Source organism: Microbacterium aquilitoris (assembly GCF_031932285.1).
GTDB lineage: Bacteria > Actinomycetota > Actinomycetes > Actinomycetales > Microbacteriaceae > Microbacterium > Microbacterium aquilitoris.
In genome coordinates, this window is the sequence record NZ_JAUZVT010000001.1 from 1,015,878 (window position 1) to 1,040,814 (window position 24,937).

The following is a 24,937-nucleotide window of genomic DNA, read 5'->3' on the forward strand; positions in this document are numbered from 1 at the left end:
ATGGGACACTCCTCGGCAGGGGGTGCGGGATGCGGCGACGAACGACGATCGCGGTCGGGCTGGTGGTGCTGGGGGTCGCGCTCGCCGGATGCGACGGTGTCCGGCTCCCTTTCGTGGAGGTCCAGGCGTGTGCGTCGTGGGTGTCGTACGAGACCGACGAGGAGCGCGCCGCCGGATCGCAGGCGGTCGTGGTGACGAGCTCGGTCGAGTCGGACGGCACGACGCGGATCATGGAGTACGACACGAACGTGTATCTCGTCACCGTGGACGTGGCCGAGAAGGGTGACATCGCGGCCGGCGACAAAATTCGCGTCGCCTCGACCGCGGACGCGTGCGGCACCTATCCGTACGGGGATGCCGCCGGTGACCCGATGCTCGGCTCGACTCCCCTCCGCCTGTTCCTGTTCGACGAGGGCGGCACGTGGCGGACGATCACGCCCTTCGACGGCGTTCGGTCGGCGACGTGAGGTTCGTCTTCCAACAGTGCGTCGATCTCGTGGGCGAGGTGCTCGTCCCGGCATCCGATCTGGCGGACATCGACCCCGCGGCGTACGGGCGGGCGATGTCGAAGTACGACGACACCCCGGAGCGCCGACGTCTGCGTGACACGGTCATCCCGGGCCTCGGCAGGGGGTGGACCGAGGTCGTGTTCTTGAGTCCCGTCCACCCTCACGCGATCTGGCGGGCGTGGCGCGAGATCCGAGGCAGAGAGCTGCCGCGGGCGGAGTTCTGGGCGATCCCGGCGGACGACCTGCCGCACGGGACGGTCGTCCTCGACCGGACGGTCTCGGCGGTCGGCGACCCGATCGAGCCGGCAGAGGTCGCACCGTTCGATCCGGCATCGTTCACGTCGGCCATGGAGGTGCCCGCGGCGAACCGTGCCTGGCTCGAGGAGATGGTGCGTCGCGGCGTCAGCGGGGCGTGGTTCCACGGCATCCCCCACGTCCTCGCGCCGGGAGCGGTGCCGCTCCACCGGGCCCACGTGATCAGCTGGGAGCAGGACATTGATTCGAAGGTGTGGCTCGACGGATGAGAACAGATGTTCTAATCTGGGTCTCATGGAAGCCCGGGCATTCGAACACGATCTGACGCTGTGGTTCGTCGATGACGTGCCCGCCCGCATGTTCTTCGGCGGCCGGCGGTGGACCGTGTCCGACACCCCCACCCGCCTCGGTCGAGGGATGTGGCCTGCACTGCCCGCGTCGGCCGCTCGCGCATGGCGGTTCCAAGCGACCGACCACGGCGGGGAGGCCTTCGTCTTCGACATCTACGACGACGGCGACCACTGGCACGTGCATCGCGCGTACGCCTGATCTCACCGCAGGTACGCGTCGACCACGAGGTCACCCCGGATCCGGCGGAGCGCGTCGACGATCGTGGGAACGGTTCGCGTGCCCGCCGTCCGGAGGACGACGTCATGCGGCCCCAGCGGTTCGAGCCCTCCCGTGCGCACGCGCACGACCTCCCACCCCGCGGTGCGCAGGAGCGCGTCCTTGCGCCGATCGGAAGCCTCCCGCTTACCCACGTGCTCGAGCCCGTGGCGCCCGGGGGTGTCGTACTCGACCGCGACCCGCAGCTCGGGGAGCAGGATGTCGGGCCACACCTCCCTATGGCGGAAGAATGGTCGCGCCACCCGGACCGCCGTCATCCCCTCGGTGAACAGCATCGCCGCGGTCAGATCCGCGCGCAGCCGGGCTTCGGCAGCGGATGCCGGCGGGGGAGCGCACGCGCTGACGAACGGCTCGCCCGCGGGAAGGTCCGGGGTCTTTTCGCAGATGGCCGGCACCGCGCGCTTCCGCGCGGAAGCTTGAGCGGGGGCCACCGGCATCCGCACCGCCTTCGCCTGCTGCACGGCGGCAAGGACCGCGCCCGCGTCGATGCGTTCGACAACCCTCACGGGGCGGGGCGCCGCAAGCGCCGAGCACTCCGGGCACCAGGCCGACCGCCGTCGCACGCGCCCCGGACGCTCGCGCTGCTCGGTCGGCGTCGCGGCGAACCGATGGCCGGCGGAGCACTCCCAGCACAGCAGCACGTCTGCGGCGGGCGGGATCTGCGAGAGGACGATGCCACCGTTGAGGTCGGGGTGGTACTGCCGGACGAGCTCCGGGTACGCTGCCCACGCCGATCGGTAGGTGCCGACGGCGTAGGGGACATCGGTGCCGCGCGAGAACTGCCGCCGCTCCCACCACCACCGCACCGGTTCCGTCACGGGTCGACGGTAGGGGAGGGGGCGGACACGTCACGCGGCTCGGGCACCATACTGGCGAGATGCGATCACTCCCAGGCCTTCCCATCGTCTTTGTGCTCGCTGTGCTCGCTGTCATCCTGACCGGGTGCGTGTCGACGAATGGCCTCGAGTCGGAACAACCACGCTCCGTTGCGCCGACTCCCACGATCGCCCAGCCGGCGGAGCAGGCTTCGTGCACTCGAGAGATCCCCTTCGACGCCCCCTTCGCCAACGCCCTCGACGGTACGCCGGTGGGTGAGGACATGATCCAGATGACGTCGACGTCCCACGGCTACACGCGCGGGAAAGGCGCGTGTACTCCCGCAGGAACGCTGCCCGGGCCGTCCACGGAGGTGTGTACGGTCGCGATCGGCGACAACCCCGCCAACTCGGAACCGGTGGACTACATGTTCGCCGCCGGAGCGACTGAACAGCTCTCGGCCCGCGTCACCGGGAAGACGGAGAGGGGATCCATGGCCGCCTACGTTCTCTCCTCATGGCGCTTCGCGTCGGCTGCGGACGCTGCTGCGGCCCCGTTGGTGGACCTGGTCGAGTCGTGTGACGGCGTGATCGAATCGACGGAGGGCGACCGGCGGAGCGAAGACCTCTTCGAAGGCGATGAACCGCATCTTCGACTAGTCGTCGCCAATACCGATGTCCTGCTGTACCGCGCTGTCCGACTCGCCGACGGATCAGAAGGGCTGTCGTCGACGGCGTCGGGTCTGCTCCCCGCCGCCGTGGTCGATCATCTCGAGTCGTGGTGGCTGTCGAACGCCGCGCGCGCGACGGTCACCGAGCCCTGATTCCGGCTCAGGCGACCTGCTGGCCGCACATCCCGCACTCGCCGGTCGCGGAGACCTCGACGAAGCAGTTCGGGCACATGGCGCGGACGACATCGAGCGAGGCCGCAGGACGCTTCGGTGCGACGGTCCGCTCGAGACGCGGCTTCGGCGCGGTGCCGCGGGCCTTGCCCGGGCGGGCGACCGACGGCGGGGGCGGCGGGGCGGTCTTGGGGGCGTGCTCGGCGCAGTAGTAGCGCACGAATCCGGCGTGGTTGTTGGGATGCCGGTGCTTGACGGCCCACAGTTCGGTCCGCTCCAGCGGCTCGCTGCCGGCGGGGCAGCTGACGCAGCGCGTCGGCTCGCCGGGCACGGCCTCGGCGGCGAGGACGGGTACCTCGAACGGAAGAGCGTCCCGCCAGTCGGATGATCTCGTGATCTTCATGCGGGGGTCCCTCCGCGGCCTCGTCGGGGGTGAGGACCGCCCTACAAGCTTCGCACGATCGGACCGCCCGTGGGGCCCGCGCGTAGGCTGGCCGGGTGACCGTCTCCGAGCTCTTCGACCCGTCGGAGTGGACCGAGGCGCCCGGCGCCGCGGACTACACCGACATCACCGCGCACGTCTCGATCGACGGGCGGATCGCCCGCATCGCGTTCGACCGTCCCGAGGTGCGCAACGCCTTCCGGCCGCACACCGTCGACGAGCTGTACCGCGCGCTCGACATCGCGCGGCAGGACCCGAAGATCGGCGTCGTGCTGCTCACGGGCAACGGCCCGAGCGCGAAGGACGGCGGCTGGGCGTTCTGCTCCGGCGGCGACCAGCGCATCCGCGGCCGAGACGGCTACACGTACGCCGCGGATGACGCGACGACACCCGATCCGGCACGCGCGGGGAGGCTCCACATCCTCGAGGTGCAGCGCCTCATCCGCTTCATGCCCAAGGTCGTCATCGCCGTCATCCCGGGCTGGGCGGCGGGTGGCGGGCACTCGCTGCACATCGTCTGCGACCTGTCGATCGCGAGCGCGGAGCACGGCAAGTTCAAGCAGACGGATGCCGACGTCGGATCGTTCGACGCCGGGTACGGCTCGGCGTACATGGCTCGCCAGGTCGGTCAGAAGGTCGCGCGCGAGGTGTTCTTCCTCGCTGAGGAGTACTCCGCCGAGCGCGCGTACGAGATGGGCGCGGTGAACCGCGTCGTCCCGCACGCCGACCTCGAGCGCGAGGCGATCTCGATGGCGCGGACGATCCTCGGCAAGTCCCCGACCGCGATCCGCATGCTGAAGTTCGCGTTCAACGCGATCGACGACGGCATGGTCGGCCAGCAGGTGTTCGCCGGCGAGGCGACGCGCCTCGCCTACGGCACCGACGAGGCCGTCGAAGGGCGCGACGCCTTCCTCGAGAAGCGCGATCCGGACTGGTCGCCGTACCCGTACCACTACTGAGTCCGCGCCATGCAGCTGAGCCGCCTCGATTCCGCGGATCCGCGTGACGTGCTCCGCGCGCTCCGTGCCGCGGTGCTCGGCGCGGGACCGGCGGTCGCTCTCGGCGCGGCATCCGATCTTCCGACCGACGTCCCCGCGGGCACGGCCGTCGTGGTCACGACGAGCGGCTCGACCGGGTACCCGAAGTCCGTCGCGCTCAGCCGGTCGGCGCTGACCTCGTCGGCGCTCGCGACGGCGGACCGGATCGGCAGCGGCTCGTGGCTGCTCGCCCTCCCCGCGACCTACGTCGCGGGCGTCCAGGTCATGGTGCGAGCGCTCGTCGCGGGTCGCGACCCGGCGATCCTGGCCGGCTCCTTCACGGCGCAGACCTTCACGGCGGCCGCCTCGGCGATGGCCGCCAGCGAGGGCGGACACCGCGTCCCGACCTACACGTCCCTCGTCCCCGCCCAGGTGCAGACCCTGGTCGAGGCAGGGGAGACGGATGCCGCGGTCGCCCGCGCGTTCGCCTCGTTCGACGCCGTGCTCGTCGGCGGGCAGGCTCTGCCGCCCGCGCTCGCCGACCGCGCCGCCGCGCTCGGCGCCCGCATCGTCCGCACCTACGGGTCGACCGAGACGAGCGGCGGATGCGTCTACGAGGGGCGTCCGCTCGAGGGTGTGCGGCTGCGTGTCGAGGACGGCGAGGTCCAGCTCGGCGGTCCGACACTGGCCGACGGCTACCTCGGCGATCCCGAGCGGACGGCCGACACGTTCGTCCGCGACGGCCACGGTGCGCGCTGGTACCGCACGGGCGATTCCGGGTCGTTCGAGGACGGCGTCCTCCGCATCACGGGACGTCGCGACAACGTCATCGTCTCGGGCGGCGTGAACGTCTCGCTCGACCGCGTCGAACAGGCCGTCCGGGCGCTCGAGGGTCTCGAGGGCGCGGTCGTCGTGCCGACGCGCGACGAGCGGTGGGGTGAGGCATCCGTCGTCGTCCTGGCGCGCCGCGCGCTCAGGGGCCGGGCCGAGCCCGACGTGCTCCACGACGTGCGACAGGTCGTCGCCGAGGCGATCGGGGCACCCGCGCGACCGCGTGAGCTGCTCGTGCTCGATGAGGTGCCGATGACTTCGACCGGCAAGCCCGATCGCGCGCTTCTGCGCCGACTGCTCGCGGACGACGAGGAGCCCACGCCGCGCGGGGAATAAGATCCTTGCTCGTGGCCGCATCCCGAAAGACCCCCCGCAAGCCCGCCGCGAAGCGCTCGGCGCCGCGAGGCAACCCGGCGAAGGCGCGCGTGTCGTCGGCGCCGCCGAAGCCCTCGCCGGTGACCGCTCGCGACTGGATCGGGGCGGCCCGTCTCCGGACGCTCCCCCTCGCGATCAGCCCGATCCTGGTGGGCACGGGCGCGGCGATCGCCGTCGGCGGCGGCTTCCACTGGGTGCTCGCCCTCTGCTGCCTCGCCGTCGCCGTTTCGCTGCAGATCGCGGTGAACTTCGCCAACGACTACAGTGACGGCATCCGCGGGACCGACGACCACCGCGTCGGCCCCGCGAGGCTCACGGCGTCGGGCCGCGTCACCCCCCGCGCCGTGCTGATCGCCGCCCTGCTGTTCTTCGCGATCGCCGCGCTCGTCGGCATCGCCGTGGTCATCCGCACGCAGCACTGGTGGCTGCTCGCGGTGGGCGCGGTGTGCATCGTCGCCGCGTGGTTCTACACCGGCGGCAAGCGGCCTTACGGCTACTCGGGCCTCGGCGAGGTGTTCGTCTTCGTCTTCTTCGGGCCCGTCGCCACGATCGGGACGACCTTCGTGCAGGCCGGATCGGTGCCGCAGGAGTCGTGGATCCCCTCGATCGGGGTGGGAGCGCTCGCGTGCGGTGTGCTCGTCACCAACAACCTCCGCGACATCGCGCAGGATCGCGTGGCGGGCAAGCGCACGCTGACGGTGCTCATCGGCAAGCGCGCATCGCAGGTGCTTTACACCGTGCTCATGCTGGTGCCGTTCGCGACCGTGCCCATCGTCGCACCGTTCTACCCGGTGGCGTGGCTGTCGCTGCTGGTCCTCCTGGCGACGCTGTCGGCGACGCTCATCGTCTGGACCTACCGCACGGCGCGCGAACTGATCGTCGCGCTGCAGCTCAGTTCGCTGGCGTCGCTCGCCTGGAGCGGCTTCATCCTCTGGGCGTACGTCGCCGTCTGAGGCTCAGCGGGCGGAGTCGTCGGATGCCGGCTGCGGCGTCGCCGCGGCATCCGGATCGTGCTCGTCACGGAAGGCGTCTTCGACGGCCTCGTCGCTGTCGGTCCGGCGCCGCGCCTCTCGGCGCTCGGCCATGCCGACGGAGACCTCGTCGAGGGGACGGCGCAGGAACAGCACCGACAGGCTCAGGCCGATGAGGGCCGCGAAGATGGCCGCGAGCCAGTACTGCTCGCGCAGCACCGGGAACAGCATCATGACCCCGAAGGGGACGAAGAAGGCGAGCAGCCGCAGCAGCGCGTAGACGAAGGCGGACCGGGCACGCATGCGGACATTCTACGGCCGCCGGCTGTGCGGTCGGCGTCGGTGCGCGGCGGCCTCGGTCCGGGGGAGCGCGCCTAGGATGGGGGGATGGCGCGCGTGTACCTCGTTCTGGCGCTGCTGCTGGCCGCCTTCTGGGTCTACAGCATCGTCGACTGCGCGGTTCAGCCGCCGACACGGCATCGCGGTGTCAGCAAGCCGATCTGGCTGCTCATCGTGATCCTGCTGCCGGTCGTGGGCGGTGTGCTGTGGTTCGTCATCGGGCGGTCGCGGGCCTCGTCGAGCCGGGTCGTGTTCAGGGCGCCCGACGACGACCCCGACTTCCTCGGACGCATCGGCACGTCGAGCGACCAGGACGACCGCATCCGCCGTCTCGAAGAGGAGCTCGCCGCGCTCGACTCCGAAGCGCCGGACCCGCGTGACCGTCCGGCGGATCCACCCGCCGAGGACGACAGCGACGAGCAGTCGCGCGGCTCGCGGTCCTGACATGGCGACGGACGGACCCGGCCGTGCGCCCGCGACCGATGCCGCAGCGGCGCTCCTGACGCGACTCGTCGAGCGGGGTCTGCGTCACATCGTCCTCTCGCCAGGGTCGCGCTCTCAGGGGCTCGCCCTCGTCGCCGCCGAGCTCGAGGCGCGCGGGCTGATCCGTCTGCACGTCCGCATCGACGAGCGCGTCGCGGGTTTCACCGCGCTCGGGATCGGCCGCGAGGACCGGATGCCGGCGGTCGTCGTCTGCACCTCGGGTACCGCCGTCGCGAACCTCCTTCCCGCCGTCCTCGAAGCCCACCATTCCGGTGTGCCCCTTCTCCTCCTCACCGCTGATCGGCCGCCGGAGCTCCGCGGCATCGGCGCCAACCAGGCCACGCGTCAGCCGGGCATGTTCTCCGGCTTCGTGCGCCTCGAGTCCGACCTTCCCGTCGCCGAGGCGCTCGCCGAGTCCGCCGAGGCCGACGAGGTCGCCGCCTTCCGGGCGGCCGCCGACGAGGGGTGGGATGCCGCCGTCGGCAGCGGTTCGCGGGTCGCGGGGCCCGTGCACCTCAACATCCCGTTCCGGGAGCCGCTCGCGGGCGAGCTTCCCGCGTGGGTGCCGTCGTCGAGTGCGGAGGATGCGGCATCCGATCCGACCGAGGCCGACGTCGAGGCGGAGACCGTCGAGGCCGAATGGGGCGCGCATTACCAGGGCGGCGGCGGTGTCGGTGCGGCACTCGAGGTCGTCGAGACGGAGCCGGTCGTGCTCGAGGCGGGACCGCGCACGGTGGTCGTCGCCGGGGCGGATGCCGGGTCGGATGCCGAGGAACTCGCGCACGCCGGCGGCTTCCCGCTGATCGCGGAGATCGTGAGCGGCGCACGGTACGGACGGCACCTGGTCCACGGCTACCGCACGTTGCTGTCGGATGCGGAGCTCGGCGGTCGCATCGAACGAGTCGTCGTGTTCGGGCATCCGACTCTGAGCCGCGAGGTCGCGAGACTGCTCAGCCGCAGCGACGTCGAGGTGATGGCGGTCCGCGGGCCGGGGGAGCAGCTGAATCTCAACGGCGTGACGGTCGCGGTCGACGATGTAACCGCGGCGCGAGGCACGGGCGACCGCGAATGGCTGGGGGCGTGGATGCGCGCGTCGCGAGACCAGGTGGTCGACCTCAGCCCGGCGGCACCGGACGCGGATGCGCTGTCCTCGGCCGTTCCCGCCGAACGGCTCGGCGCGATCTCGGCCGAGTTGGGGGCGATCCGTGCCCCGGTCGATCGGGCCACTCTCGTCGACGCGGTGTGGCGGGCGACATGGCCGCACGACAGGCTGCTCTTCGGATCGTCGCGGCTGGTGCGCGTGGCCGACGAACTGCTCGGCGGAAAGAAGGTCCCCGTTCACGCGAACCGCGGGCTCGCCGGCATCGACGGCACCATCGCCACGGGGCTCGGCATCGCTGCGGCATCTCAGCGCGGCGCGGTACCGGGCGTCACCCGGGTGCTGCTCGGCGACCTCGCCTTCCTCCACGACGTCGGAGCGCTCCTGCATCCGGCCGCAGAAGACGAACCGCGCATCCAGGTCATCGTCGGCAACGACGGCGGCGGGACGATCTTCGACGGCCTCGAGGTCGCCGGTGTCGCGAGCCCGCAGGCGTTCGATCGGGTGCAGTACACCCCGCAGACCGCGCGTCTCGAGCAACTCGCCCGCGCTTACGGCTGGGAGTACCAGCGCATCACGACGCGCGGTGCCTTGGATCAGGCGCTCACGTCGCCCGCTGGAGGACGCCAGATCATCGAAGTACCCCTGAGCCGGTAGTCGCGGCATCCGCAAGGCGGTCGCGCCGGCGACGACGGCACGGCAGGATGTGGCGCATGACTGACGCTCACTGGACCGCCTCCCCGTCGACGCTGCTGCGGGTGGGGCCGGGATTCCGGCTCGCGGACGTGGACCCGGCATCCACCCCCGGTTACGACGGCGGCAAGAAGGCGGGGCAGGCGGATCTCGCCGCCGCGGCGGAGCGGTTCGACCAGCTGCAGGAGCGGCTCTACGCGCAGAGCCGCACGCAGCCGGATTCGCCGTCGGTCCTGCTCGTGCTGCAGGCGATGGACTCTGCGGGCAAGGGCGGCATCGTCCGTCACGTGATCGGGGCGACCGACCCGCAGGGTGTGCATCTGAAGGCGTTCAAGAAGCCCACGGCAGAGGAGCTGGCCCACGACTTCCTGTGGCGCATCGAGAAGGAGGTGCCGGAGCCGGGGTACATCGGCGTCTTCGACCGTTCGCACTACGAGGACGTCTTGATCGGCCGGGCCCGCCAGCTCGCACCCGGGGAGGAGATCGAACGACGTTACGGAGCGATCGCCGACTTCGAGGAGCGGATGGCGGGGCGCGGGGTGCACATCGTGAAGGTGATGCTCCACATCTCGGGCGACGAGCAGAAGTCCAGGCTCGCGGAGCGGCTCGACCGGCCCGACAAGCACTGGAAGTACAACCCCGGCGACGTCGACGAGCGCGAACTCTGGCCGGCGTACATGGAGGCCTACCAAACGGTGTTCGAACGCACCTCCACCGACCGGGCGCCGTGGTTCGTCGTCCCCGCGAACGCCAAGTGGTACGCCCGGCTGGCCGTGCAGGCGCTGCTGATCGACGTCCTGGAACGCATCGATCCGCAGTGGCCCGTGGCGGACTTCGACGTCGAGGCCGAGAAGGCGCGTCTCGCGGCAACGTGACGTCCGTCAGAAGGGTGCCGGGTCGCCGGGCGTTGTTTCGGCAGGGGTGAAGGCGACGGCCGGGGTGGGTGCGTCTTCGCGGTAGGTCCTGCCGAGGGGTGAGGTCCATTCGAGGACTCCGCCCTGGAGTTGTCGGACTTTCCAGGCGGTGAACTGCTTCATCGAATGGTGTCTCTGACAGAGGTGGGCGAGGTTGGAGAGTTCTGTCCGACCGCCGAGGGCGTGGTCGTGGGTGTGGTCGACTTCGCAGCGGATGGCGGCGACGCGGCATCCGGGGAACCGGCAGTGCTGATCCCGGGCTTGCAAGAAGCGGCGCATCCCGGACGGGACACGGTACGAGTCGGTCGATACCGTCACCCCGGTGGCCGGGTCGTGGAACAAGCGTTCCCAGACACCCGTGTCACCGGCGAGAAGCCGTGCGGTACCCGGGTCGATGGGGGAGCGACCGGCGAGATCGCACGGCCCGTCATCGGCACCCGACAATGTCGCGGCGGGGACCAACACCTGCACCCGGGCGCGGATCGCGCCGAGCGGCCCGGCGGTGGTGTCGCGGGTGTCGTCCAATGCCGGGGTGCCGGCGAGGAGCAGGTCCGCGAACACATCAGCGCGGACCTGATCCGTCGAGCGCGCGTCGGTCGCGATCACATCTGAAGTCGCCGAGCGCTCCCCGCGGGTGTCGATGATCGCCCGGGCCTGCTGCGTCAATCGATCCTGGATCCCCTCCGCGATCACCGTCGGGAGAGTCGCGATCAGGTCGCTCATCCCATCCCGCCCCGGGATCAACCGCACGCACCGCCCCGAGGCCGCCTCCTCATGCCGTTCGGCGAAGGTCCGTGGATGCATCCGGTGCGCGAGGATCTCGAGTTCGCCTCTCACCCGGTTCGGAGTGTCACGCTCACATCGCTCGATCGCGGCGGCTTCGAACTCCGCCCACAGCTCGGCGGGCAGGTTCACCCCGGCGTCGACGATCGCGGTCACATGTCCGCGTACGATCCGGCCGGCTTCCCACGCGGCCACGGCGGCGGGGAACCCTTCGATCGTCACCCGTGCTTCCCCGATCCGGCGTTGCACCGTCCGATCGGTCGTGCGCATCGCCCCGGCGACCTCGGCAGCAATCGACCGCAGCGCCATGTCGTGCAGGAGGACGTTCGCGTCCGCGTGTGCGCTCTGCGCCTCCGCCAACCGTCCCGCGGCGGCGAGCACGCGCAACTCCGCGATCTGCCCGGCAGCGATGACACGGCCCGCGTCTTCAACGTCCGCGACGATCCCCGCGATGGTGGCGAGATACTCCTCGCCACCGGGGTTTTCCATCGCTTCCGTCATGCCTGCACTCTGTCACCAACCTCCGACATCGCCTCGAGCACGGTCAGGGCAGATGCGAGCGGATGGCATGCGCGACGGCATCCGCTCGCTCGACCGGGACGAAGTGCCCGCAGTCGGTGACGACCTCAAGGCGGACGTCGGAGAAGTGCTCCGAGAGCCTGTCAGCCCATTCCACCGGGAAGAGGGGATCCCTGTCGGGCCACAGCATCGTCGTTGGCACGGTGATCGGCTCGTCGTCCGCGGCGTAGCCCCGGTTGGCGACGTACCACTGCAGGCTCGCGGCGAAGGCACCCGGCCGTGCGTAGGCCGCGACGATCTCGTCGAGGTGCGGCGGCGGTGCGGCATCCGCTCGCCACGTCTCCCAGAGGTAGTTGAGGTACGTGCGGACGGCGCGTTCGTCGCCGTCGATGAGCGCGGCGGCCACGGGTTCGCGGTGAAAATGCTGGTACCAGAAGGTCGAGGCGAGGGCGGGGGATGCCGCACGGTCGCCGATCCCCGGATAGGCGGGCGTGAGCACCGCGCCGCGGAACCGGTGCGGCGCCGTCCGGAGCGCGGCCTGCGCGATGCGACTGCCGATGTCGTACCCGACGATGACGATGCCATCGTCGACACCTTCAGCGTCGAGCGTCTCGAGCACACGGTCGGCGTGCGCCTGCGCCGTGGCCTCCTCGATGCCCGTGATTCCGCCGTACCCGGCGCCCATCCCGCGGAGGTCGGGAACGATCACTCTGTCGGCGGCGAGGCCCGCGACCACCTCGTCGTAGTCGGAGGGAAGCCCCGGCCACCCGTGCAGCAGGACGACAGTCATGCTGCGAGGCTAGCGGCGACGCCGCGGATGCCGAAGGCCTGACGGTGATCGGCATGGAGCTGCGTTCGGCCACCCGGTAGTGTGCGACGGGGGGACGCACCGCATCCGCGGCTGCGAGAGGGGGACCCATGCAGCGACGGAAAGCGCTCATCGCCTGGATCGTCGGGGTCGGGCTCATCGCCCTTGTTCTGGCAGGCGTGCTCGTCTCGGCCGCGATCACGGCCGCGATCCTCGTGGACCGGGTGCCCGGTGGGGACGCTGGGCTCGCCTCGACACCCGCCCTCGACGGCGCCTACGCCACCATGACGTGGTCGCTCGCCGCCCTCGTCGTCGTCGCCGCCCTCGGAGTGAGCGTGCCGCTCATCGCCCGGAGGGTCTCCCGCCGTCCCTCTTTCCGCTGACCGTTCCTCAGGGAGATCCCGTGCCTTTCGAACCCGTTGCCCTCGACCACACCTTCACGGCTCCGATCGGCGTGGAGGTCAAGGGGGAGACCTGGGCCTGCGTCGAGATGCCCGGTTCGGCGGAGTTCTTCGGTACCGGCCGCTCGGTCAGGGTCGACCTCACCGTCGACGAGGTCGAGATGCCGAACGTCGGGCTTATGGTGACGGGCACCGGCGGCCACATGGTGTCCCTGAACGCGGCAGTCCGCAAGAAGCTCGGCAAGGGGATCGGTGACGCGGTCACGGTGCACCTGACGCGTCGGCTGAGATAGGTCAACCCCGCATTCGTCGGCGCCGGTGACGGTTAGCGTGGTGCTCCTCGATCTCGGAGACGCCTCTGGAGACGAGCAGGAGGGAACGCGTGAGTCTTCGTCGAAGCGAGCCGGTCGTCCACGTTCTGACGATGGACGGGCTGGACTTCCGCATGGTGCGTTCGTCCCATGCCGCCGCTCAGCGCACTTTCCTCCTCGTCCACGGAATCGGGATGTCGCACCGCTACCTGCGTCGGCTCCACGACGAGCTCGCGCTCGCGCACTCCGTGATCTCGATCGATCTGCCCGGCTTCGGCGGCCTGCGCCGCCCCTCTCGAGACCTCGACGTCCGCGCGATGGCGGGTGCGCTCGCGACGCTGCTCGACCGCGAGGCGGTGACGGATGCCGTCGCCGTCGGCCACTCGATGGGGAGCCAATGGGTCGTCGAGCTCGCGGTGCAGCGCCCCGACCTGGTGACGCACCTCGTCGCGGTGGGACCCGTCGCCGACGATCACCATCGGACGGCGTTCGCACAGGCGCGGGCTCTCGCACTCGACGTGGTGGGTGAGACGCCGCGCGCGAACTGGCAGGTGCTGAGCGACTACGTGCGATGCGGCATCCCCTGGTACCTGCGTCAGCTGCGGCACATGGTCGCGTACCCGATCGAGGAGCGCGTGGGACTGCTGACGAGGCCGCTGCTCGTGCTCCGCGGTGCGCAGGACCCGATCGCAGGGCTGTCGTGGTGCCGCCGGTTGCGGGATGCCGCTCCGGATGCCGCGGTGATCGAGGTTCCGCGGGGGTGGCACGTCGTGCAGGACCGCGCTCCGCGGGCGGTCGCCGGTGCGATGGAAGCGTTCCTCTCCGCGCATACGCTGCCGAGCCCGGGAAAGTCGCCGCGATGACGGCGTTCGTGCGCAACGCGGTGTGGTGGGCAAGGGACTACCTGTACGCGGCGGTCTGGCAGATCCGGGCGACGCTGAACCGCACCGACCCCCGGGCGTTCTCGGAGGGGGATCGCACGCCCATCGTCATCCTCCCAGGCGTCTACGAGACCTGGCAGTTCATGTATCCCCTCATCACCGCGATGCACGACCGGGGGCATCCGGTCCACGTCGTCCAAGTGCTGCACCACAACCGTCGCCCGGTCGACGAGGCGGCCGCCCGGGTCATCGAGTATCTGCGCGCGAACGGTCTGCGCGGCTGCGTTCTCTTCGCGCACAGCAAGGGCGGACTCGTCGGCAAACGCGCGATGGTGCTCGACGCGGCGGACGGGCGGATCGCCCGCATGCTCGCTGTCGCGACACCCTTCGGCGGATCGCGGTACGGCCGGCTTATGGTGTTGCCGTCCCTCCGGATCTTCTCACCGAGGAGCGCGACGATCCTCGCCCTCGCGAAGGAGCGGGAGGCGAATGCCCGGATCGTCTCGGTCTACGGGGAGTTCGACCCGCACATCCCGGAGGGGAGCGAGCTCGCCGGCGCCGCGAGGAACGTGCGACTCGACACCGGCGGCCACTTCAGGGTGCTCGCGGACCCTCGTGTCATCGCGGAACTGGTCGCCCTGTCGGAGGGCGACGGAAGTCCGGCCGGTCAGGCGACTCCCTGAGCGACGAGCACGTCGTCGACGAAGGCGTAGACCTGCTGCGGACGGAACCCCGCGAAGAATGTCGCGCGATGCTTCTCGATGCGCACAGTGTGCCGTTCCTGCTGACCCACCTCCAACGCGTACGTCTTCACCGTGCTCGCGGAGAACAGCCGAACGGTGTCGACGATGCTCTGCCCATCGACCGTGATGGTCAGCCGACCCCAGAACTTGTCGAACGAGAAGACGACGATGTGCCGCTCGGCGTTGCCCACGGGGAAAGTCATGATCACGGCGCCAGCCTAGGGGTGACGGCCTCGCGCGTGCGGGGCCGCCGCTCGCGAGTGCGTGGTCGCAGTCCGACGAGTCAGTCGTCGGCGTCGATGACCTCCCACTCGCCGAAGAGCCGGAATCCGGCGGTTTTCGCGAGGGCGACGGATGCCGTGTTGTCGAGCTGGCACCGATACTGCGGTTCGTATCCGCGCGCGATCGCCGCCGCGCTCATGGCTCGCACGGTCGCCCGCGCAAGACCCTGTCCGCGGTAATCCGGGAGGGTGATGACGCCCAGGTCAGCCAGGCGACTGCCGCTCCACGGGTACATGCTCGCGGCGGACGCCAGCGTGTCACCCGCGAACGTTCCGAAGACGAGCCAGTGGTCGAGTTCGACGAACGCTTCGTCGAGGTCGTCCTCGGGCGCTCGTGCGGTCAGTTCGGCGAAAGCCGCGGCGTCCGCCGCGGTGAGTTCGCGGGTTTCACGGCGAGGCGCTTCGCTCCGAAGCGCGTCGCGCTCTGCGGCGGGCAGGTAGAAGAGGTTGTCGGGGTCGTTGAGGGTGACGCCGGCGTCCTTCAGGCGTGCGACGAGTTCCGCGTGGGAGATGTCGTCGCCGTCGCTCACCGAGAGGCGTTCGGCCTTCTCAGGTGAGACCGCGAGGATCGCCGGTCCGTCCTGGATGCGCAGAAGCGACACCGACCGATTCTCGGGAAGTCCCGAGTCGACCGCGACGACGACGTCCGCGCCCGTGTGCGAACGGGCGACGGCGGGGACCCAGTGGTCGACGACGGTTGAGGAGAACATCGGGGCGTCCTTTCGAGCGAGGGCGGTACTCCCAACCTCCTCCTGCGACCGGGCCGCGGGGCGAAGGCGAGCCCGCAGGGCGTCGCGCTCGGCGTCGGAGAGGGGCTCGAGCGGGTAGCGGGTGGCATCCTCTCGGAATTCGTAGCCGTCGCCCGGCTGACGGGGGATGACGTGGAGGTGCGCATGCGGAGTGCCTTGGTCGGCATCCTCCCCGTTCGACATCACGAGGTTCGTCCCGGTCGTCGTCGACGCGAGGACGTCCCGGATGGCGCGATCGGCGGCCTGCGCGATCAGGGCGAGCTCGGTCACCTCATCTGCCGTGAGCGATGCGAGGTCGGGTGCGTGGCGGAGCGGAATGACCAGCACATGTCCGCGATTGATCGGATGCCGGTCGAGGACGGCGAGGATGTGCTCGCCGCGGGCGACGACGTCGAAGCCGTCCTCGACGATGTTCTGGCAGAAGCTGCAGACGGCGTCACGCATACCCGTGAGACTACGGGCAGGGCTCCTGCGGTTCGCGGCGCACACCGTGTCGCGCCGCCCCGCCGATGACGGTCACGACGGAGGCGAACACCAGCGCGACGCCGACGACCTGGGCCGGGGTGAGCGTCTCGTGCGCGGCGAGACCGCCGATGGCGAGCGCGACGACGGGGCTCAAGAGCCCGAGGAACGCAGGAACCCGCGTCGGCAGCGCGGCGATCCCTCGGAACCAGAGGGCATACGCGAGCGCGGTTCCGATGAGGCTCAGGTAGGTGTACCCGGCGAGGTTGGTGAGCGTGGGGGGCTGCGCGGGAAGCGGCTCGAAGGCGGCCGTGAGTGCGGCGAGGACGATGCCGCCCGCGGCCAGTTGCCAGGCCGTCACCACGAGCGGAGGGTGCTCGCTCGCCCAGACCTTCGTCAACACGACGCCCAGCGCCATCGACACCGCACCCAGCAGGGCGGCGACGATACCGATCGCATCCAGCCCGCCCGCGGCCCGCAGGACGATGAGTGCGACGCCGATCACCCCGGCGACCCCCGCGGCGACGACCCGCCCCGTCAGCTTCTCGGCGAGCACGCGCGAGGCGAGCACCGCGACCAGAAGCGGTTGGATGCCCCCGACCACCGCCGCGACGCCGCCGGGCAGTCGGTCGGCGGCGATGAACAGGAAAGCGAAGAAGCCGCCGATGTTGAGCGCGCCGAGCGCGGCGGACTTCCACCACCACGAGCCGCGGGGGAGTCGCCGTCCGATGAGGAGGAGCAGGATGCCGGCGGGCAGCGCGCGCACGGTCGCGGTCAGGAGCGGATGGCCCCCGATGAGGAGGGTCGTCGACGTGATGTACGTCGTGCCCCAGAGGATCGGAGCGACCGCCGTCATCGCGACGACCGACATCGTTTTGCTAAGCACTTAGTCAATATAGCTCACTGCTTAGCGATATGGTCGAGGGATGGATCACGTCGATCGCATCCTCATCCAGTGGCGCACCGCTCGGCCCGGTCTCGATGTGAGTCCGATGGCGGTGATCGGTCGTCTCAGCCGCGCCGCGGCCGTCGTCGACGCGAGGCTCGCGGCGACCTTCGCGTCTCACGGCATCGATGCCGGGACGTTCGACGTGCTCGCGACGCTCGCGCGTCAGGGCGAGCCCTTCCGGATCACTCCCGCCGAACTCGCCGCCGACGCCATGATCACCTCGAGCGCCGTCGCCCAGCGCCTCAACCGCCTGGATCGGCTGGGTCTCGTTGTCCGCGAGCCGAATCCCGACGACGGACGCGGCAAGTTCGTGCGACTCACCAACGCCGGACGTGAGCTGCTCGATGCGGTCCTGCCCGATCATCTGGCGACCGAGCGCGAGATCCTCGCACCGCTCACGGCCGCTGAGCGGGACACGCTCGCCGGGCTACTGTCGAAGCTGACCTCCGAAAGGTGAGCGAGGCGCCCGTCAGGCGAGCGCGTCGATGATCGGGCGGAACTTCACCCGGGTCTCGAGCATCTCCGTCTCGGGATCGCTGCCGGCCACGATTCCCGCGCCGGCGTGCGCGATGAGCGGAATGTCCGCCCCGGCATCCGTGTGCACGTCGAACTGCGCGCAGCGCAGGGCGATCGCCCACTCTCCGTCACCCGCGGCGTCGATCCAGCCGACCGGGCCGGCGTAGCGGCCGCGGTCGAACGGCTCGACCCGGCGGATGACCTCGAGCGCAGCCTGTGTCGGCGTGCCGGCGACGGCCGCCGTCGGGTGCAGGACCTCGACGAGGTCGAGGGACGACGCGTGGCCTGACAGGGTGCCCTCGACGTCCGTCGCCAGGTGCCAGACGTTCGGCAGTTTCAGCATGAACGGCTCGGGCTCGGCGACCAGGGCCGACGTGTGCGCACGCAGCGAAGTGAGAACGCTCTGCACGGCGTACCGGTGCTCGTCGAGATCCTTCGCGCTCGTCGCCAGGGCGAGGGATGCCGCGGTGTCGGCATCCGCGTCGGCTCCGCGCGCGGCCGTCCCGGCCAGCACCCGGGCGGTGACCGTGCCGCCCGAGACGGTCACGAGGGTCTCGGGGCTCGCCCCGATCGCGCCGTCGACGGCGAACGTCCAGGTGTCGGGGTAGGCCGACGCCAGCGCACGGACGAGGCGGCGCAGATCGGAACCCGCCGGCACAGTGCCCACCAGGTCCCGGGCGAGGACGACCTTGGCGACCTCGCCGGAAGCGATCGCCTCGAGCCCGGCGCGCACCTCGCCCTGGTAGCCGTCGGGCGTGCAGGCGCCGGGGCCCACGGTCGCCGACCAGTGCGGTCCGAAACCGATCGCCTGCGGCTCGTCGCGTTCCGGCTCGCCCTCGACGAAGACGTGGGTGACCCAGCTCGTGTCGCCGCGGCGACCGATGATCATGCGCGGCACGGCCAGCGCGGCGCTTGCCGAGCTGTTCGCGGGGTCGAACGGCAGCGTGCCGAAGGCGACGAGGCCGGACCCCGGCATCCCCACCTTGTCGTCGATCTCCGCGACGGCAGCGACGTCGCGCCACCACTGAGCAGCCGGCGTGCCCGCGGGGAGCTCGGCCGCACGACCGACACCGACGAGCAGGTCACCGCGACGCGACCACACGGTCGGGTCGTCGGGAGAGGCGTAGAGGAGCGGCTCGTCGACCGGTTCGATCCGGCGGGTCACGGCACGCAGCCGCGGGATGCCGAGTGCAGACGTGGTCACCCCGCCAGCCTAATCCGGCGGTGATGCGGCGGGCCGCGCCTCTCAGCCCCGCCGCGCAGCCTCACCGCACCCTGCCCGGATTAGGCTCGACACGTGACCGACCAGCCCTCCCGCACCCCGTCCACCCGCGCGGACCTCGGCAAGGACCCCGCGCGCGTCAGCGGCATGTTCGACGAGGTCGCGGCGGCCTACGACCGCACCAACACGGTGCTGAGCCTCGGCAACGACAAGCTGTGGCGCATCGCGACCACGCGCGCCGTGGCGCCGCGTCGCGGTCAGCGCATCCTCGACCTGGCTGCCGGCACGGGGGCGAGCTCGGTCTCGCTCGCCCGCTCAGGTGCCGAGGTCGTCGCCGGCGACTTCTCGGCGGGGATGATCGCCGAAGGGAAGCGGCGGCACGGCGGCATCCCGAACCTGTCGTTCGTCGAGGCCGACGCGACGGCCCTGCCCTTCGCCGACGAGGAGTTCGACACCGTCACGATCTCGTTCGGCCTGCGCAACGTCAACGATCCCGAGAAGGCGCTCCGCGAGATGCTGCGTGTCACCAAGCCGGGCGGCACGCTCGTCATCTGCGAGTTCTCTCACCCGCCGGCAGCGCTCATGCGTGGGCTGTACCGCTTCTACAACGACCGCGTCCTGCCCATCGTCGCCCGCGCGTTCAGCTCGAACGCCGCCGCCTACGACTACCTCAACGAGTCCATCCGCGACTGGCCCGACCAGCGCACCCTCGCCGGTCGCATGCGCGAGGCCGGCTGGGATCAGGTGGCCTGGCGCGACCTCAGCTTCGGGATCGTGGCCCTGCACCGGGCACGCAAGCCCGCCACCCCGGACCAGGCGTAGGGCGCGACGGGTACGCTGGAGCCATGACCCCCCGCCCCGGTACTCCGGGCTCGCAGATCGCGAGCCGACTCGGCGTCACCGAACGCATTTTCGTGGGACCGCGGATGCGGAAGCTCCTCACCACGGTCGAAGAAGGGCTCGACCTCGTCGAAGCCCGCCTCGCCGGTGAGTTGAAGGTCGGCGACTCGCTCGCCGACGTCACGTCCCGCTACCTCTACGAGGCCGGTGGGAAGCGGATGCGGCCCATGCTGGCGATCCTGACCGCGCAGCTCGGCTCGGGGGTGACCGACGACGTCCTCGCGGGTGCGACGGCGCTGGAGATGACCCACCTCGGCTCGCTGTACCACGACGACGTCATGGACGAAGCCGACCGTCGACGCGGCGTTCCCAGCGCCCACGCCGTGTGGGGCAACAACGTCGCGATCCTCACCGGCGACCTGCTCTTCTCCCGTGCGAGCCAGCTCATGGCGCAGGTGGGGGAGCGGGCGATCCGCCTGCAGGCCGACACCTTCGAACGTCTCGTCCTCGGGCAGATGCACGAGACGGTGGGCGCCCAGCCCGGCGACGACCCGGTCGAGTTCTACCTGCAGGTCCTCAGCGACAAGACCGGTTCGCTCATCGCCGCCGCCGCCGAGACGGGCGTCGTCTTCTCCGACGCGTCCGACGAGTACGCGGCTCCCGTCCGCGAGTTCGGTGAGCGCGTGGGCGTCGCCTTCCAGCTGCTCGACGACGTCATCGACCTGTCGGCCGACCCCGCCGAGACCGGCAAGGTGCCCGGCACCGACCTGCGTGCCGGCGTCCCGACCATGCCCTATCTGCTTCTCGGCCGTGCGACCGACCCGGCCTCGCAGGCCCTCAAGGTCACGATCGACGAGGGCGTCGCCCGCATCTCCGACGGCGCCGACCCCGCGATCCTCGACGAACCGCTCGCGCAGCTGCGCGTCCACCCCGCGACAGAGGCGACCCGCCTGCTCGCGCACGAGTGGTCCGACCGCGCCGTCGCGGCTCTCGCGCCGCTTCCCGACGGGCAAGTGCGGGATGCGTTGACCCGCTTCGCCCAGGTCGTCGTCGACCGCTCCAGCTGAAACCCGGCGGAATCGCCGCTTCTTCGTCACGCCCGTTCGCGGGCTCTCGGAAAGGACACCCATGACCAAGCTCCGGCTGGCCATCGTCGGCGCAGGACCCGCCGGCATCTACGCGGCGGACATCCTCCTCAAGGCAGAGCGCAAGTTCGACGTCTCGATCGACCTGTTCGACCACCTGCCCGCCCCGTACGGGCTCGTCCGCTACGGCGTCGCCCCCGACCACCCGCGCATCAAGGGCATTATCAACGCCCTCCGCGACGTGCTGGACCGCGGTGACATCCGCATCTTCGGCAACGTCCGCTTCGGCACCGACATCACCCTCGCCGACCTCAAGAAGCACTACAACGCGGTCATCTTCGCGACCGGTGCCATCAAGGACGCCGACCTCGACATCCCCGGCATCGACGCCGACGGGTCGTACGGCGCCGCGGACTTCGTCAGCTGGTACGACGGGCACCCGGACTTCCCGCGGGAGTGGCCGCTCGACGCGGCATCCGTCGCGGTCCTGGGCAACGGAAACGTCGCTCTCGATGTCGCACGGGTCCTCGCGAAGCACGCCGACGACCTGCTGCCCACCGAGATCCCGGCGAACGTCTACGAGGGCCTCAAGGCGTCGCCCGTCACCGACGTCCACGTCTTCGGTCGCCGCGGTCCCGCGCAGGTGAAGTTCACGCCGCTCGAGCTCCGCGAGCTCGGCGAGCTGAACGACGTCGACATGGTCGTCTACGACGAGGACTTCGACTACGACGAGGCCTCCAAAGCGGCGATCGCGTCGAACAAGCAGGTCATGGTCATCGACCGCGTGCTGCAGTCGTGGCGCAAGCGGCCCAGTGTCAACAACGCCGGCGGCGAGGCCAGTCGTCGTCTTCACCTCCACTTCTGGGCGCGTCCCGTCGAGATCAAGAAGGATGCCGACGGTCGCGTCAGCGCTATCGTCACCGAGCGCACGCGGCCCAACAACTCCGGCGGCGTCGAGGGCACGGGCGAGATGCGCGAGATCGCCATCGGCCAGGTCTACCGCGCGGTCGGTTACTTCGGTTCGCCGCTGCCCGACGTCCCGTTCGACAAGCGCCACGGCGTCATCCCGAACCACGAGGGTCAGGTCGTCGAGAAGGGCTCGAACGAGCGCGTCCCCGGCGTCTACGCGACGGGCTGGATCAAGCGGGGCCCGGTCGGACTCATCGGCCACACCAAGTCCGACGCCATGGAGACCATCCGTCACCTCATCAACGACCAGGCGTCCTGGTGGACTCCCGAGGACCCGTCCGACGAGGCGATCATCTCGCTGCTCGCCGAGCGCCAGGTCGCCTGGACCGACCTGGACGGCTGGCACCGACTCGACGAGCACGAGGTCGCCCTCGGCGCCCCGCACGAGCGCGAGCGCATCAAGGTCGTCGACCGCGACGAGATGGTGCGGGTCTCGCGCGGGGAGTGATCACGCGATGACCGGCGGCTGGGAGCAGGACGTCCTGGGGCGTCCGTTCGAGCGGCTCACGCTGCCCCTGGGCAGCGACCAGGAAGGCGAGGTCGTCGCGACGCTCGTCCGGCTCGATCCGCCGAGACTCGCGAGCCTCACGGGACCGTTGCGCGACGTCGACGTGATCTACCTGCACGGCTGGTCTGACTACTTCTTCCAGGTCGAGCTCGCGCGCTTCTGGGCGTCGCTCGGCGCGCGGTTCCACGCCCTCGACCTCCGCAAGTACGGTCGAAGCCTCCGGCCGGGGCAGACACCCGGCTTCGTGACCTCGCTCGACGTGTACGACGCCGACATCGCCGCGGCTCTCGAGGCCATGGGGCATCCGCTCGAGGGGCCGCCCTCACGTCGCCGACTCGTGATGATGGGTCACTCCACGGGTGGTCTCACCGCGACGCTGTGGGCGTCGCGGCATCCCGGCCGGCTCTCGGCGCTCGTCCTGAACAGCCCATGGCTCGAGCTGCAATTGGGGACCCTCGGTCGGCAGGCGCTGTCGCCGCTGGTGCAGATGCGTGCCCGAGTCGATCCGATGGGGGCGCACCCGGTCGTGGACCTCGGTTTCTACACGCGCGCACAGACCGAGGTCGGTGCTCTTCCCGTGCGCGGGTATCGGCGCGAGTGGCGGCCCGAGCGAGGGTTCCCGACGCATCCCGGGTGGTTGGCGGCGATCGTCGAAGGGCACCGGCGCGTGTCGGCGGGGGTGGATGCGGGGTGCCCGACGATCGTGCTCCTCTCCACGAGGTCGACCAACCCCTTCGCGTGGAACGCGGAGATGACCGGCAGCGACTCCGTCCTCGTCGTCGACGACATTGCCCGGGCGGCGACCCGGATCGGGCGGGAGGTGACCCTCGCACGGATCGAGGGCGGCATCCACGATGTGTTCCTGTCCCGGCCCACACCGCGCGAGCAGGCCTACTTGGCCCTCGAGCGGTGGCTCATCCGGGGTGTGTTCGGCCGCTCGCGCGGTTTGAGGCGAGCCCGAGCGTCAGGCTGATCGCAGCTCCCAGCAGCATGACGCCCGCCATCGGCACCGCCGTCTCCTCGCCCCACAGGCCCACGACCGGCGTGACCAGTGCACCGACGGCGAACTGGCAAGCGCCCATGAGCGCCGCCCCCGCACCACGGTTGCTCGCCGTCGCGCGGGCGAGGCCGAGTGCGTTCGCGTTGCCGAAGGTCAGTCCCGCGCCGCCCATCGTGGTGAACGCGCAGGCGAGGAAGAGCGGGATCGACAGGATGCCGGTGGCCGCCGACACCGTCATGACCGCCCCGGACGCGACGCCGAGGGTGGCCCCGACCACGAGCATCCGCTCCGGCCCGATCCGCGGCGCGTACGTCGCGTTGATCAGGTTGGCGACCAGCAGTGCGGCACCGCCGCCGGCGAAACCGAGACCGTAGAGCAGGGGCGGCATCCCGAGGATGACCTGGCCGACGAAAGGGGATGCCGCGACGTACGCGAACAGGCCCGCGAAGCCGGAGACGTATGCGCCGGTGTATCCGAGGTAGATCGGGTCCTTCACGAAGTGCGCGAAGGAGGACCGCATCGCGCGCAGGCCGCCTGTGTGCCGGAGGTCACGGGGGAGGGATTCCGGGACGACGAGCCAGGCGAGCACGAGCATGAGGACGGCGACGACCGCGAGGGCCATGAGCACGCCGCGCCACCCCGAGAACGAGGCGACGAGGCCGCCGATCGGGGGCGCGACGAGCGGACCGAGTCCGCCCACCGTCGCGATGAGGCTGAGAGCGCGAACCGCGGTGCGCCCCGTGCTGAGATCGACGGCGATGGCCCGCGCGACCACCACTCCTGCGGCTCCCGACAAGCCCTGCAGGAGACGGAGGCCGATGAAGACCTCTATGTTCGGTGAGGCGATCAGGGCGACGCTCGTGAGGGTGAACGCCGTCGTCGCGAGGAGGAGGACGCGCCGGCGTCCCCACATGTCCGAGAGCGGGCCGAGCAGCAGCTGCCCGACACCCAGCCCGAGCAGGAACGCGGTGAGCGTCAGCTGGACGGTGGCGGGTGCGGACTCGAGCTCGTCGGCGATCTGGGGGAGCGATGCGAGGTACATGTCGATCGCGAAGGGCCCGACGGCCGAGAGGAACCCGAGGACGACGACGAGTCCGCGGGTGAGGTGCGGCGGGGTCATGCCGGTGGGCGCAGCAGCACGCCGAGGGTCTGGAGTGTGGACTCCAGCCCGACGCCGGGGTCGAGCAACCACTGGATCTGCAGACCGTCGGATGCCGCGATGAGTAGGGCTGCGAGGTGCTCGGCGGGGACGTCGTCCCGCACGAGACCTTCGCGCTGCTGGACCCGGAGGCTCTCGGTGATGGATCCGCGGAGCACGTCGAAGCGGGCGGTGAAGAAGTCTCGCCCGACGCCCTCTTCGTCCTCGAGGGAAGCGGCGAGCAGCGTGGAGTAGAGGGTCACGAGGCCCGGGATGTCGACGTTCCGCCGCGCGGCGTGGATCATCGTGTCGATGCCGGGTCGGAGCCCGGGCGGATTCTCGTGGTTCTGCTCGGCGTGCGCGTAGACGGCGACGAGCAGCTGCTCGCGCGAGTCGAAGTAGTGCAGGAGAGCGGCGTGGGACACTCCGATGGCCTCGGCGATCCTGCGGAGCGACGTGCCGCTGGCACCCTGCTCACGGAACACCTCGATGGCGCGGTCGAGGATCTCCTGCCGACGGGCGACGCCCTTCGGCCGCGATCCGCGGCGACCGATCACCGCGTCTTCGTCTGCGCCCATGGGGACAGAGTAGGGCGACGGG

At 70.7% G+C, this 24,937-nt stretch carries 30 protein-coding genes; 19 read left to right on the plus strand and 11 right to left on the minus strand.

Translation table 11 applies throughout. The features are described 5' to 3' along the window. Window positions 1-29 precede the first annotated feature (29 nt). Genes Q9S78_RS04905 through Q9S78_RS04915 form a run of 3 tightly spaced genes read left to right on the plus strand, consistent with a single transcriptional unit; the run spans window position 30 to window position 1,313 of the window. The gene (locus tag Q9S78_RS04905) at window positions 30-467 is read left to right on the plus strand and encodes a hypothetical protein (RefSeq protein WP_116228192.1); all 438 of its coding nucleotides are present in this window, start codon (window positions 30-32) and stop codon (window positions 465-467) included. Then, window positions 464-1,033, plus strand: a complete 570-nt coding sequence (locus Q9S78_RS04910; RefSeq protein WP_311869192.1) for a hypothetical protein — start codon at window positions 464-466, stop codon at window positions 1,031-1,033. Before Q9S78_RS04905 ends, Q9S78_RS04910 begins: the two co-directional genes overlap by 4 nt. Before the next feature lie 25 nt (window positions 1,034-1,058). Beyond that, a complete protein-coding gene (locus Q9S78_RS04915; protein WP_020098058.1) occupies window positions 1,059-1,313 on the plus strand; it encodes a hypothetical protein in 255 nt (84 codons plus the stop codon). Between the two features lie 2 nt (window positions 1,314-1,315). Here the strand turns inward: Q9S78_RS04915 and Q9S78_RS04920 are convergent, their stop codons facing one another. Then, window positions 1,316-2,209 (minus strand): zinc-ribbon domain-containing protein, encoded by an 894-nt coding sequence (locus Q9S78_RS04920; protein ID WP_028497479.1) that lies wholly within the window; start codon window positions 2,207-2,209, stop codon window positions 1,316-1,318. Between the two features lie 59 nt (window positions 2,210-2,268). On the opposite strand from Q9S78_RS04920, the gene Q9S78_RS04925 reads away from it, so the two are divergent. Then, a complete protein-coding gene (locus tag Q9S78_RS04925) occupies window positions 2,269-3,030 on the plus strand; it encodes a hypothetical protein (RefSeq protein WP_311869195.1) in 762 nt (253 codons plus the stop codon). Between the two features lie 7 nt (window positions 3,031-3,037). On the opposite strand, the gene Q9S78_RS04930 is transcribed toward Q9S78_RS04925, so the two are convergent. Beyond that, complete coding sequence (locus Q9S78_RS04930) at window positions 3,038-3,451, minus strand: hypothetical protein (RefSeq protein ID WP_018186871.1); 414 nt, start codon at window positions 3,449-3,451, stop codon at window positions 3,038-3,040. A gap of 95 nt (window positions 3,452-3,546) precedes the next feature. Here Q9S78_RS04930 and Q9S78_RS04935 point away from each other — a divergent pair, with 95 nt between their 5' ends. The 3 genes from Q9S78_RS04935 to Q9S78_RS04945 are packed head-to-tail and all read left to right on the plus strand — an operon-like array spanning window position 3,547 to window position 6,626. After that, window positions 3,547-4,449 carry a 1,4-dihydroxy-2-naphthoyl-CoA synthase gene (locus Q9S78_RS04935; protein ID WP_020098061.1) on the plus strand — a complete coding sequence of 301 codons (903 nt, stop codon included), beginning with the start codon at window positions 3,547-3,549 and terminating at the stop codon, window positions 4,447-4,449. A gap of 9 nt (window positions 4,450-4,458) precedes the next feature. After that, window positions 4,459-5,634 carry an AMP-binding protein gene (locus tag Q9S78_RS04940; RefSeq protein WP_311869198.1) on the plus strand — a complete coding sequence of 392 codons (1,176 nt, stop codon included), beginning with the start codon at window positions 4,459-4,461 and terminating at the stop codon, window positions 5,632-5,634. Between the two features lie 11 nt (window positions 5,635-5,645). After that, window positions 5,646-6,626: a 1,4-dihydroxy-2-naphthoate polyprenyltransferase gene (locus Q9S78_RS04945; protein ID WP_311869199.1), complete on the plus strand. Its 981-nt coding sequence runs from the start codon at window positions 5,646-5,648 to the stop codon at window positions 6,624-6,626. A 3-nt stretch (window positions 6,627-6,629) separates the two neighbouring features. On the opposite strand, the gene Q9S78_RS04950 is transcribed toward Q9S78_RS04945, so the two are convergent. After that, window positions 6,630-6,947: a DUF4229 domain-containing protein gene (locus Q9S78_RS04950; RefSeq protein WP_311869202.1), complete on the minus strand. Its 318-nt coding sequence runs from the start codon at window positions 6,945-6,947 to the stop codon at window positions 6,630-6,632. An 84-nt stretch (window positions 6,948-7,031) separates the two neighbouring features. Between Q9S78_RS04950 and Q9S78_RS04955 the strand changes: the two genes are divergently transcribed. The 3 genes from Q9S78_RS04955 to Q9S78_RS04965 are packed head-to-tail and all read left to right on the plus strand — an operon-like array spanning window position 7,032 to window position 10,133. Continuing rightward, window positions 7,032-7,427, plus strand: a complete 396-nt coding sequence (locus tag Q9S78_RS04955; RefSeq protein WP_018186876.1) for a PLD nuclease N-terminal domain-containing protein — start codon at window positions 7,032-7,034, stop codon at window positions 7,425-7,427. Window position 7,428: 1 nt separating this feature from the next. Further along, on the plus strand, window positions 7,429-9,222 hold the full coding sequence (gene menD, locus Q9S78_RS04960; protein WP_311869205.1) for a 2-succinyl-5-enolpyruvyl-6-hydroxy-3-cyclohexene-1-carboxylic-acid synthase: 1,794 nt from the start codon (window positions 7,429-7,431) through the stop codon (window positions 9,220-9,222). A 56-nt stretch (window positions 9,223-9,278) separates the two neighbouring features. Further along, window positions 9,279-10,133, plus strand: coding sequence for a PPK2 family polyphosphate kinase (locus Q9S78_RS04965; protein WP_311869207.1), 855 nt, complete (start codon window positions 9,279-9,281; stop codon window positions 10,131-10,133). A 6-nt stretch (window positions 10,134-10,139) separates the two neighbouring features. On the opposite strand, the gene Q9S78_RS04970 is transcribed toward Q9S78_RS04965, so the two are convergent. Continuing rightward, window positions 10,140-11,456: an HNH endonuclease signature motif containing protein gene (locus tag Q9S78_RS04970; protein WP_020098066.1), complete on the minus strand. Its 1,317-nt coding sequence runs from the start codon at window positions 11,454-11,456 to the stop codon at window positions 10,140-10,142. Window positions 11,457-11,499: 43 nt separating this feature from the next. After that, the gene (locus Q9S78_RS04975) at window positions 11,500-12,264 is read right to left on the minus strand and encodes an alpha/beta fold hydrolase (protein ID WP_311869211.1); all 765 of its coding nucleotides are present in this window, start codon (window positions 12,262-12,264) and stop codon (window positions 11,500-11,502) included. Between the two features lie 128 nt (window positions 12,265-12,392). On the opposite strand from Q9S78_RS04975, the gene Q9S78_RS04980 reads away from it, so the two are divergent. The 4 genes from Q9S78_RS04980 (at window position 12,393) to Q9S78_RS04995 (ending at window position 14,558) form a co-directional block, all read left to right on the plus strand. Next, window positions 12,393-12,665, plus strand: a complete 273-nt coding sequence (locus Q9S78_RS04980) for a hypothetical protein (RefSeq protein WP_311859062.1) — start codon at window positions 12,393-12,395, stop codon at window positions 12,663-12,665. Between the two features lie 20 nt (window positions 12,666-12,685). Next, window positions 12,686-12,976, plus strand: coding sequence for a DUF1905 domain-containing protein (locus Q9S78_RS04985; RefSeq protein WP_020098069.1), 291 nt, complete (start codon window positions 12,686-12,688; stop codon window positions 12,974-12,976). 89 nt (window positions 12,977-13,065) lie between these two features. After that, window positions 13,066-13,857, plus strand: coding sequence for an alpha/beta fold hydrolase (locus Q9S78_RS04990; protein WP_311869214.1), 792 nt, complete (start codon window positions 13,066-13,068; stop codon window positions 13,855-13,857). Further along, window positions 13,854-14,558 (plus strand): esterase/lipase family protein, encoded by a 705-nt coding sequence (locus tag Q9S78_RS04995; RefSeq protein ID WP_020098071.1) that lies wholly within the window; start codon window positions 13,854-13,856, stop codon window positions 14,556-14,558. The genes Q9S78_RS04990 and Q9S78_RS04995 overlap by 4 nt, the downstream gene beginning before the upstream one ends. On the opposite strand, the gene Q9S78_RS05000 is transcribed toward Q9S78_RS04995, so the two are convergent. The 3 genes from Q9S78_RS05000 to Q9S78_RS05010 all read right to left on the minus strand — a co-directional run bounded on the left by Q9S78_RS05000 (window position 14,543) and on the right by Q9S78_RS05010 (window position 16,996). Then, on the minus strand, window positions 14,543-14,821 hold the full coding sequence (locus Q9S78_RS05000) for a hypothetical protein (protein ID WP_231370956.1): 279 nt from the start codon (window positions 14,819-14,821) through the stop codon (window positions 14,543-14,545). The two genes, Q9S78_RS04995 and Q9S78_RS05000, sit on opposite strands and share 16 nt — an antisense overlap. 80 nt (window positions 14,822-14,901) lie before the next feature. Continuing rightward, on the minus strand, window positions 14,902-16,092 hold the full coding sequence (locus Q9S78_RS05005) for a GNAT family N-acetyltransferase (protein WP_116228203.1): 1,191 nt from the start codon (window positions 16,090-16,092) through the stop codon (window positions 14,902-14,904). Window positions 16,093-16,102: 10 nt separating this feature from the next. Next, window positions 16,103-16,996, minus strand: a complete 894-nt coding sequence (locus Q9S78_RS05010; RefSeq protein WP_311869226.1) for an EamA family transporter — start codon at window positions 16,994-16,996, stop codon at window positions 16,103-16,105. A 40-nt stretch (window positions 16,997-17,036) separates the two neighbouring features. Here Q9S78_RS05010 and Q9S78_RS05015 point away from each other — a divergent pair, with 40 nt between their 5' ends. Continuing rightward, the gene (locus Q9S78_RS05015) at window positions 17,037-17,516 is read left to right on the plus strand and encodes a MarR family winged helix-turn-helix transcriptional regulator (protein ID WP_311869228.1); all 480 of its coding nucleotides are present in this window, start codon (window positions 17,037-17,039) and stop codon (window positions 17,514-17,516) included. A gap of 12 nt (window positions 17,517-17,528) precedes the next feature. On the opposite strand, the gene Q9S78_RS05020 is transcribed toward Q9S78_RS05015, so the two are convergent. Next, window positions 17,529-18,779, minus strand: coding sequence for an isochorismate synthase (locus Q9S78_RS05020; protein WP_311869231.1), 1,251 nt, complete (start codon window positions 18,777-18,779; stop codon window positions 17,529-17,531). Between the two features lie 93 nt (window positions 18,780-18,872). On the opposite strand from Q9S78_RS05020, the gene Q9S78_RS05025 reads away from it, so the two are divergent. From Q9S78_RS05025 to Q9S78_RS05040, 4 genes are all read left to right on the plus strand, one after another. Next, a complete protein-coding gene (locus tag Q9S78_RS05025) occupies window positions 18,873-19,619 on the plus strand; it encodes a demethylmenaquinone methyltransferase (RefSeq protein WP_311869233.1) in 747 nt (248 codons plus the stop codon). A gap of 23 nt (window positions 19,620-19,642) precedes the next feature. Then, window positions 19,643-20,704, plus strand: coding sequence for a polyprenyl synthetase family protein (locus Q9S78_RS05030; protein ID WP_018186891.1), 1,062 nt, complete (start codon window positions 19,643-19,645; stop codon window positions 20,702-20,704). 61 nt (window positions 20,705-20,765) lie between these two features. Further along, the gene (locus tag Q9S78_RS05035; RefSeq protein ID WP_311869234.1) at window positions 20,766-22,139 is read left to right on the plus strand and encodes an FAD-dependent oxidoreductase; all 1,374 of its coding nucleotides are present in this window, start codon (window positions 20,766-20,768) and stop codon (window positions 22,137-22,139) included. A 7-nt stretch (window positions 22,140-22,146) separates the two neighbouring features. After that, window positions 22,147-23,172 (plus strand): alpha/beta hydrolase, encoded by a 1,026-nt coding sequence (locus Q9S78_RS05040; RefSeq protein ID WP_311869235.1) that lies wholly within the window; start codon window positions 22,147-22,149, stop codon window positions 23,170-23,172. Here the strand turns inward: Q9S78_RS05040 and Q9S78_RS05045 are convergent. Continuing rightward, window positions 23,114-24,319, minus strand: coding sequence for a multidrug effflux MFS transporter (locus Q9S78_RS05045; protein WP_311869237.1), 1,206 nt, complete (start codon window positions 24,317-24,319; stop codon window positions 23,114-23,116). The two genes, Q9S78_RS05040 and Q9S78_RS05045, sit on opposite strands and share 59 nt — an antisense overlap. After that, window positions 24,316-24,915 carry a TetR/AcrR family transcriptional regulator gene (locus Q9S78_RS05050; RefSeq protein ID WP_116228211.1) on the minus strand — a complete coding sequence of 200 codons (600 nt, stop codon included), beginning with the start codon at window positions 24,913-24,915 and terminating at the stop codon, window positions 24,316-24,318. Before Q9S78_RS05050 ends, Q9S78_RS05045 begins: the two co-directional genes overlap by 4 nt. Window positions 24,916-24,937 lie beyond the last annotated feature (22 nt).

Bases quoted from the DNA above. Each gene is read 5' to 3' on its own strand.
- Q9S78_RS04905 (WP_116228192.1), top strand. From the start codon at position 30: ATGCGGCGACGAACGACGATCGCGGTCGGGCTGGTGGTGCTGGGGGTC.
- Q9S78_RS04915 (WP_020098058.1), top strand. From the start codon at position 1,059: ATGGAAGCCCGGGCATTCGAACACGATCTGACGCTGTGGTTCGTCGAT.
- Q9S78_RS04925 (WP_311869195.1), top strand. From the start codon at position 2,269: ATGCGATCACTCCCAGGCCTTCCCATCGTCTTTGTGCTCGCTGTGCTC.
- Q9S78_RS04930 (WP_018186871.1), bottom strand. From the start codon at position 3,451: ATGAAGATCACGAGATCATCCGACTGGCGGGACGCTCTTCCGTTCGAG.
- Q9S78_RS04940 (WP_311869198.1), top strand. From the start codon at position 4,459: ATGCAGCTGAGCCGCCTCGATTCCGCGGATCCGCGTGACGTGCTCCGC.
- Q9S78_RS04950 (WP_311869202.1), bottom strand. From the start codon at position 6,947: ATGCGTGCCCGGTCCGCCTTCGTCTACGCGCTGCTGCGGCTGCTCGCC.
- Q9S78_RS04955 (WP_018186876.1), top strand. From the start codon at position 7,032: ATGGCGCGCGTGTACCTCGTTCTGGCGCTGCTGCTGGCCGCCTTCTGG.
- menD (WP_311869205.1), top strand. From the start codon at position 7,429: ATGGCGACGGACGGACCCGGCCGTGCGCCCGCGACCGATGCCGCAGCG.
- Q9S78_RS04965 (WP_311869207.1), top strand. From the start codon at position 9,279: ATGACTGACGCTCACTGGACCGCCTCCCCGTCGACGCTGCTGCGGGTG.
- Q9S78_RS04970 (WP_020098066.1), bottom strand. From the start codon at position 11,456: ATGACGGAAGCGATGGAAAACCCCGGTGGCGAGGAGTATCTCGCCACC.
- Q9S78_RS04975 (WP_311869211.1), bottom strand. From the start codon at position 12,264: ATGACTGTCGTCCTGCTGCACGGGTGGCCGGGGCTTCCCTCCGACTAC.
- Q9S78_RS04980 (WP_311859062.1), top strand. From the start codon at position 12,393: ATGCAGCGACGGAAAGCGCTCATCGCCTGGATCGTCGGGGTCGGGCTC.
- Q9S78_RS04995 (WP_020098071.1), top strand. From the start codon at position 13,854: ATGACGGCGTTCGTGCGCAACGCGGTGTGGTGGGCAAGGGACTACCTG.
- Q9S78_RS05000 (WP_231370956.1), bottom strand. From the start codon at position 14,821: ATGACTTTCCCCGTGGGCAACGCCGAGCGGCACATCGTCGTCTTCTCG.
- Q9S78_RS05005 (WP_116228203.1), bottom strand. From the start codon at position 16,092: ATGCGTGACGCCGTCTGCAGCTTCTGCCAGAACATCGTCGAGGACGGC.
- Q9S78_RS05015 (WP_311869228.1), top strand. From the start codon at position 17,037: ATGGATCACGTCGATCGCATCCTCATCCAGTGGCGCACCGCTCGGCCC.
- Q9S78_RS05030 (WP_018186891.1), top strand. From the start codon at position 19,643: ATGACCCCCCGCCCCGGTACTCCGGGCTCGCAGATCGCGAGCCGACTC.
- Q9S78_RS05035 (WP_311869234.1), top strand. From the start codon at position 20,766: ATGACCAAGCTCCGGCTGGCCATCGTCGGCGCAGGACCCGCCGGCATC.
- Q9S78_RS05040 (WP_311869235.1), top strand. From the start codon at position 22,147: ATGACCGGCGGCTGGGAGCAGGACGTCCTGGGGCGTCCGTTCGAGCGG.
- Q9S78_RS05045 (WP_311869237.1), bottom strand. From the start codon at position 24,319: ATGACCCCGCCGCACCTCACCCGCGGACTCGTCGTCGTCCTCGGGTTC.
- Q9S78_RS05050 (WP_116228211.1), bottom strand. From the start codon at position 24,915: ATGGGCGCAGACGAAGACGCGGTGATCGGTCGCCGCGGATCGCGGCCG.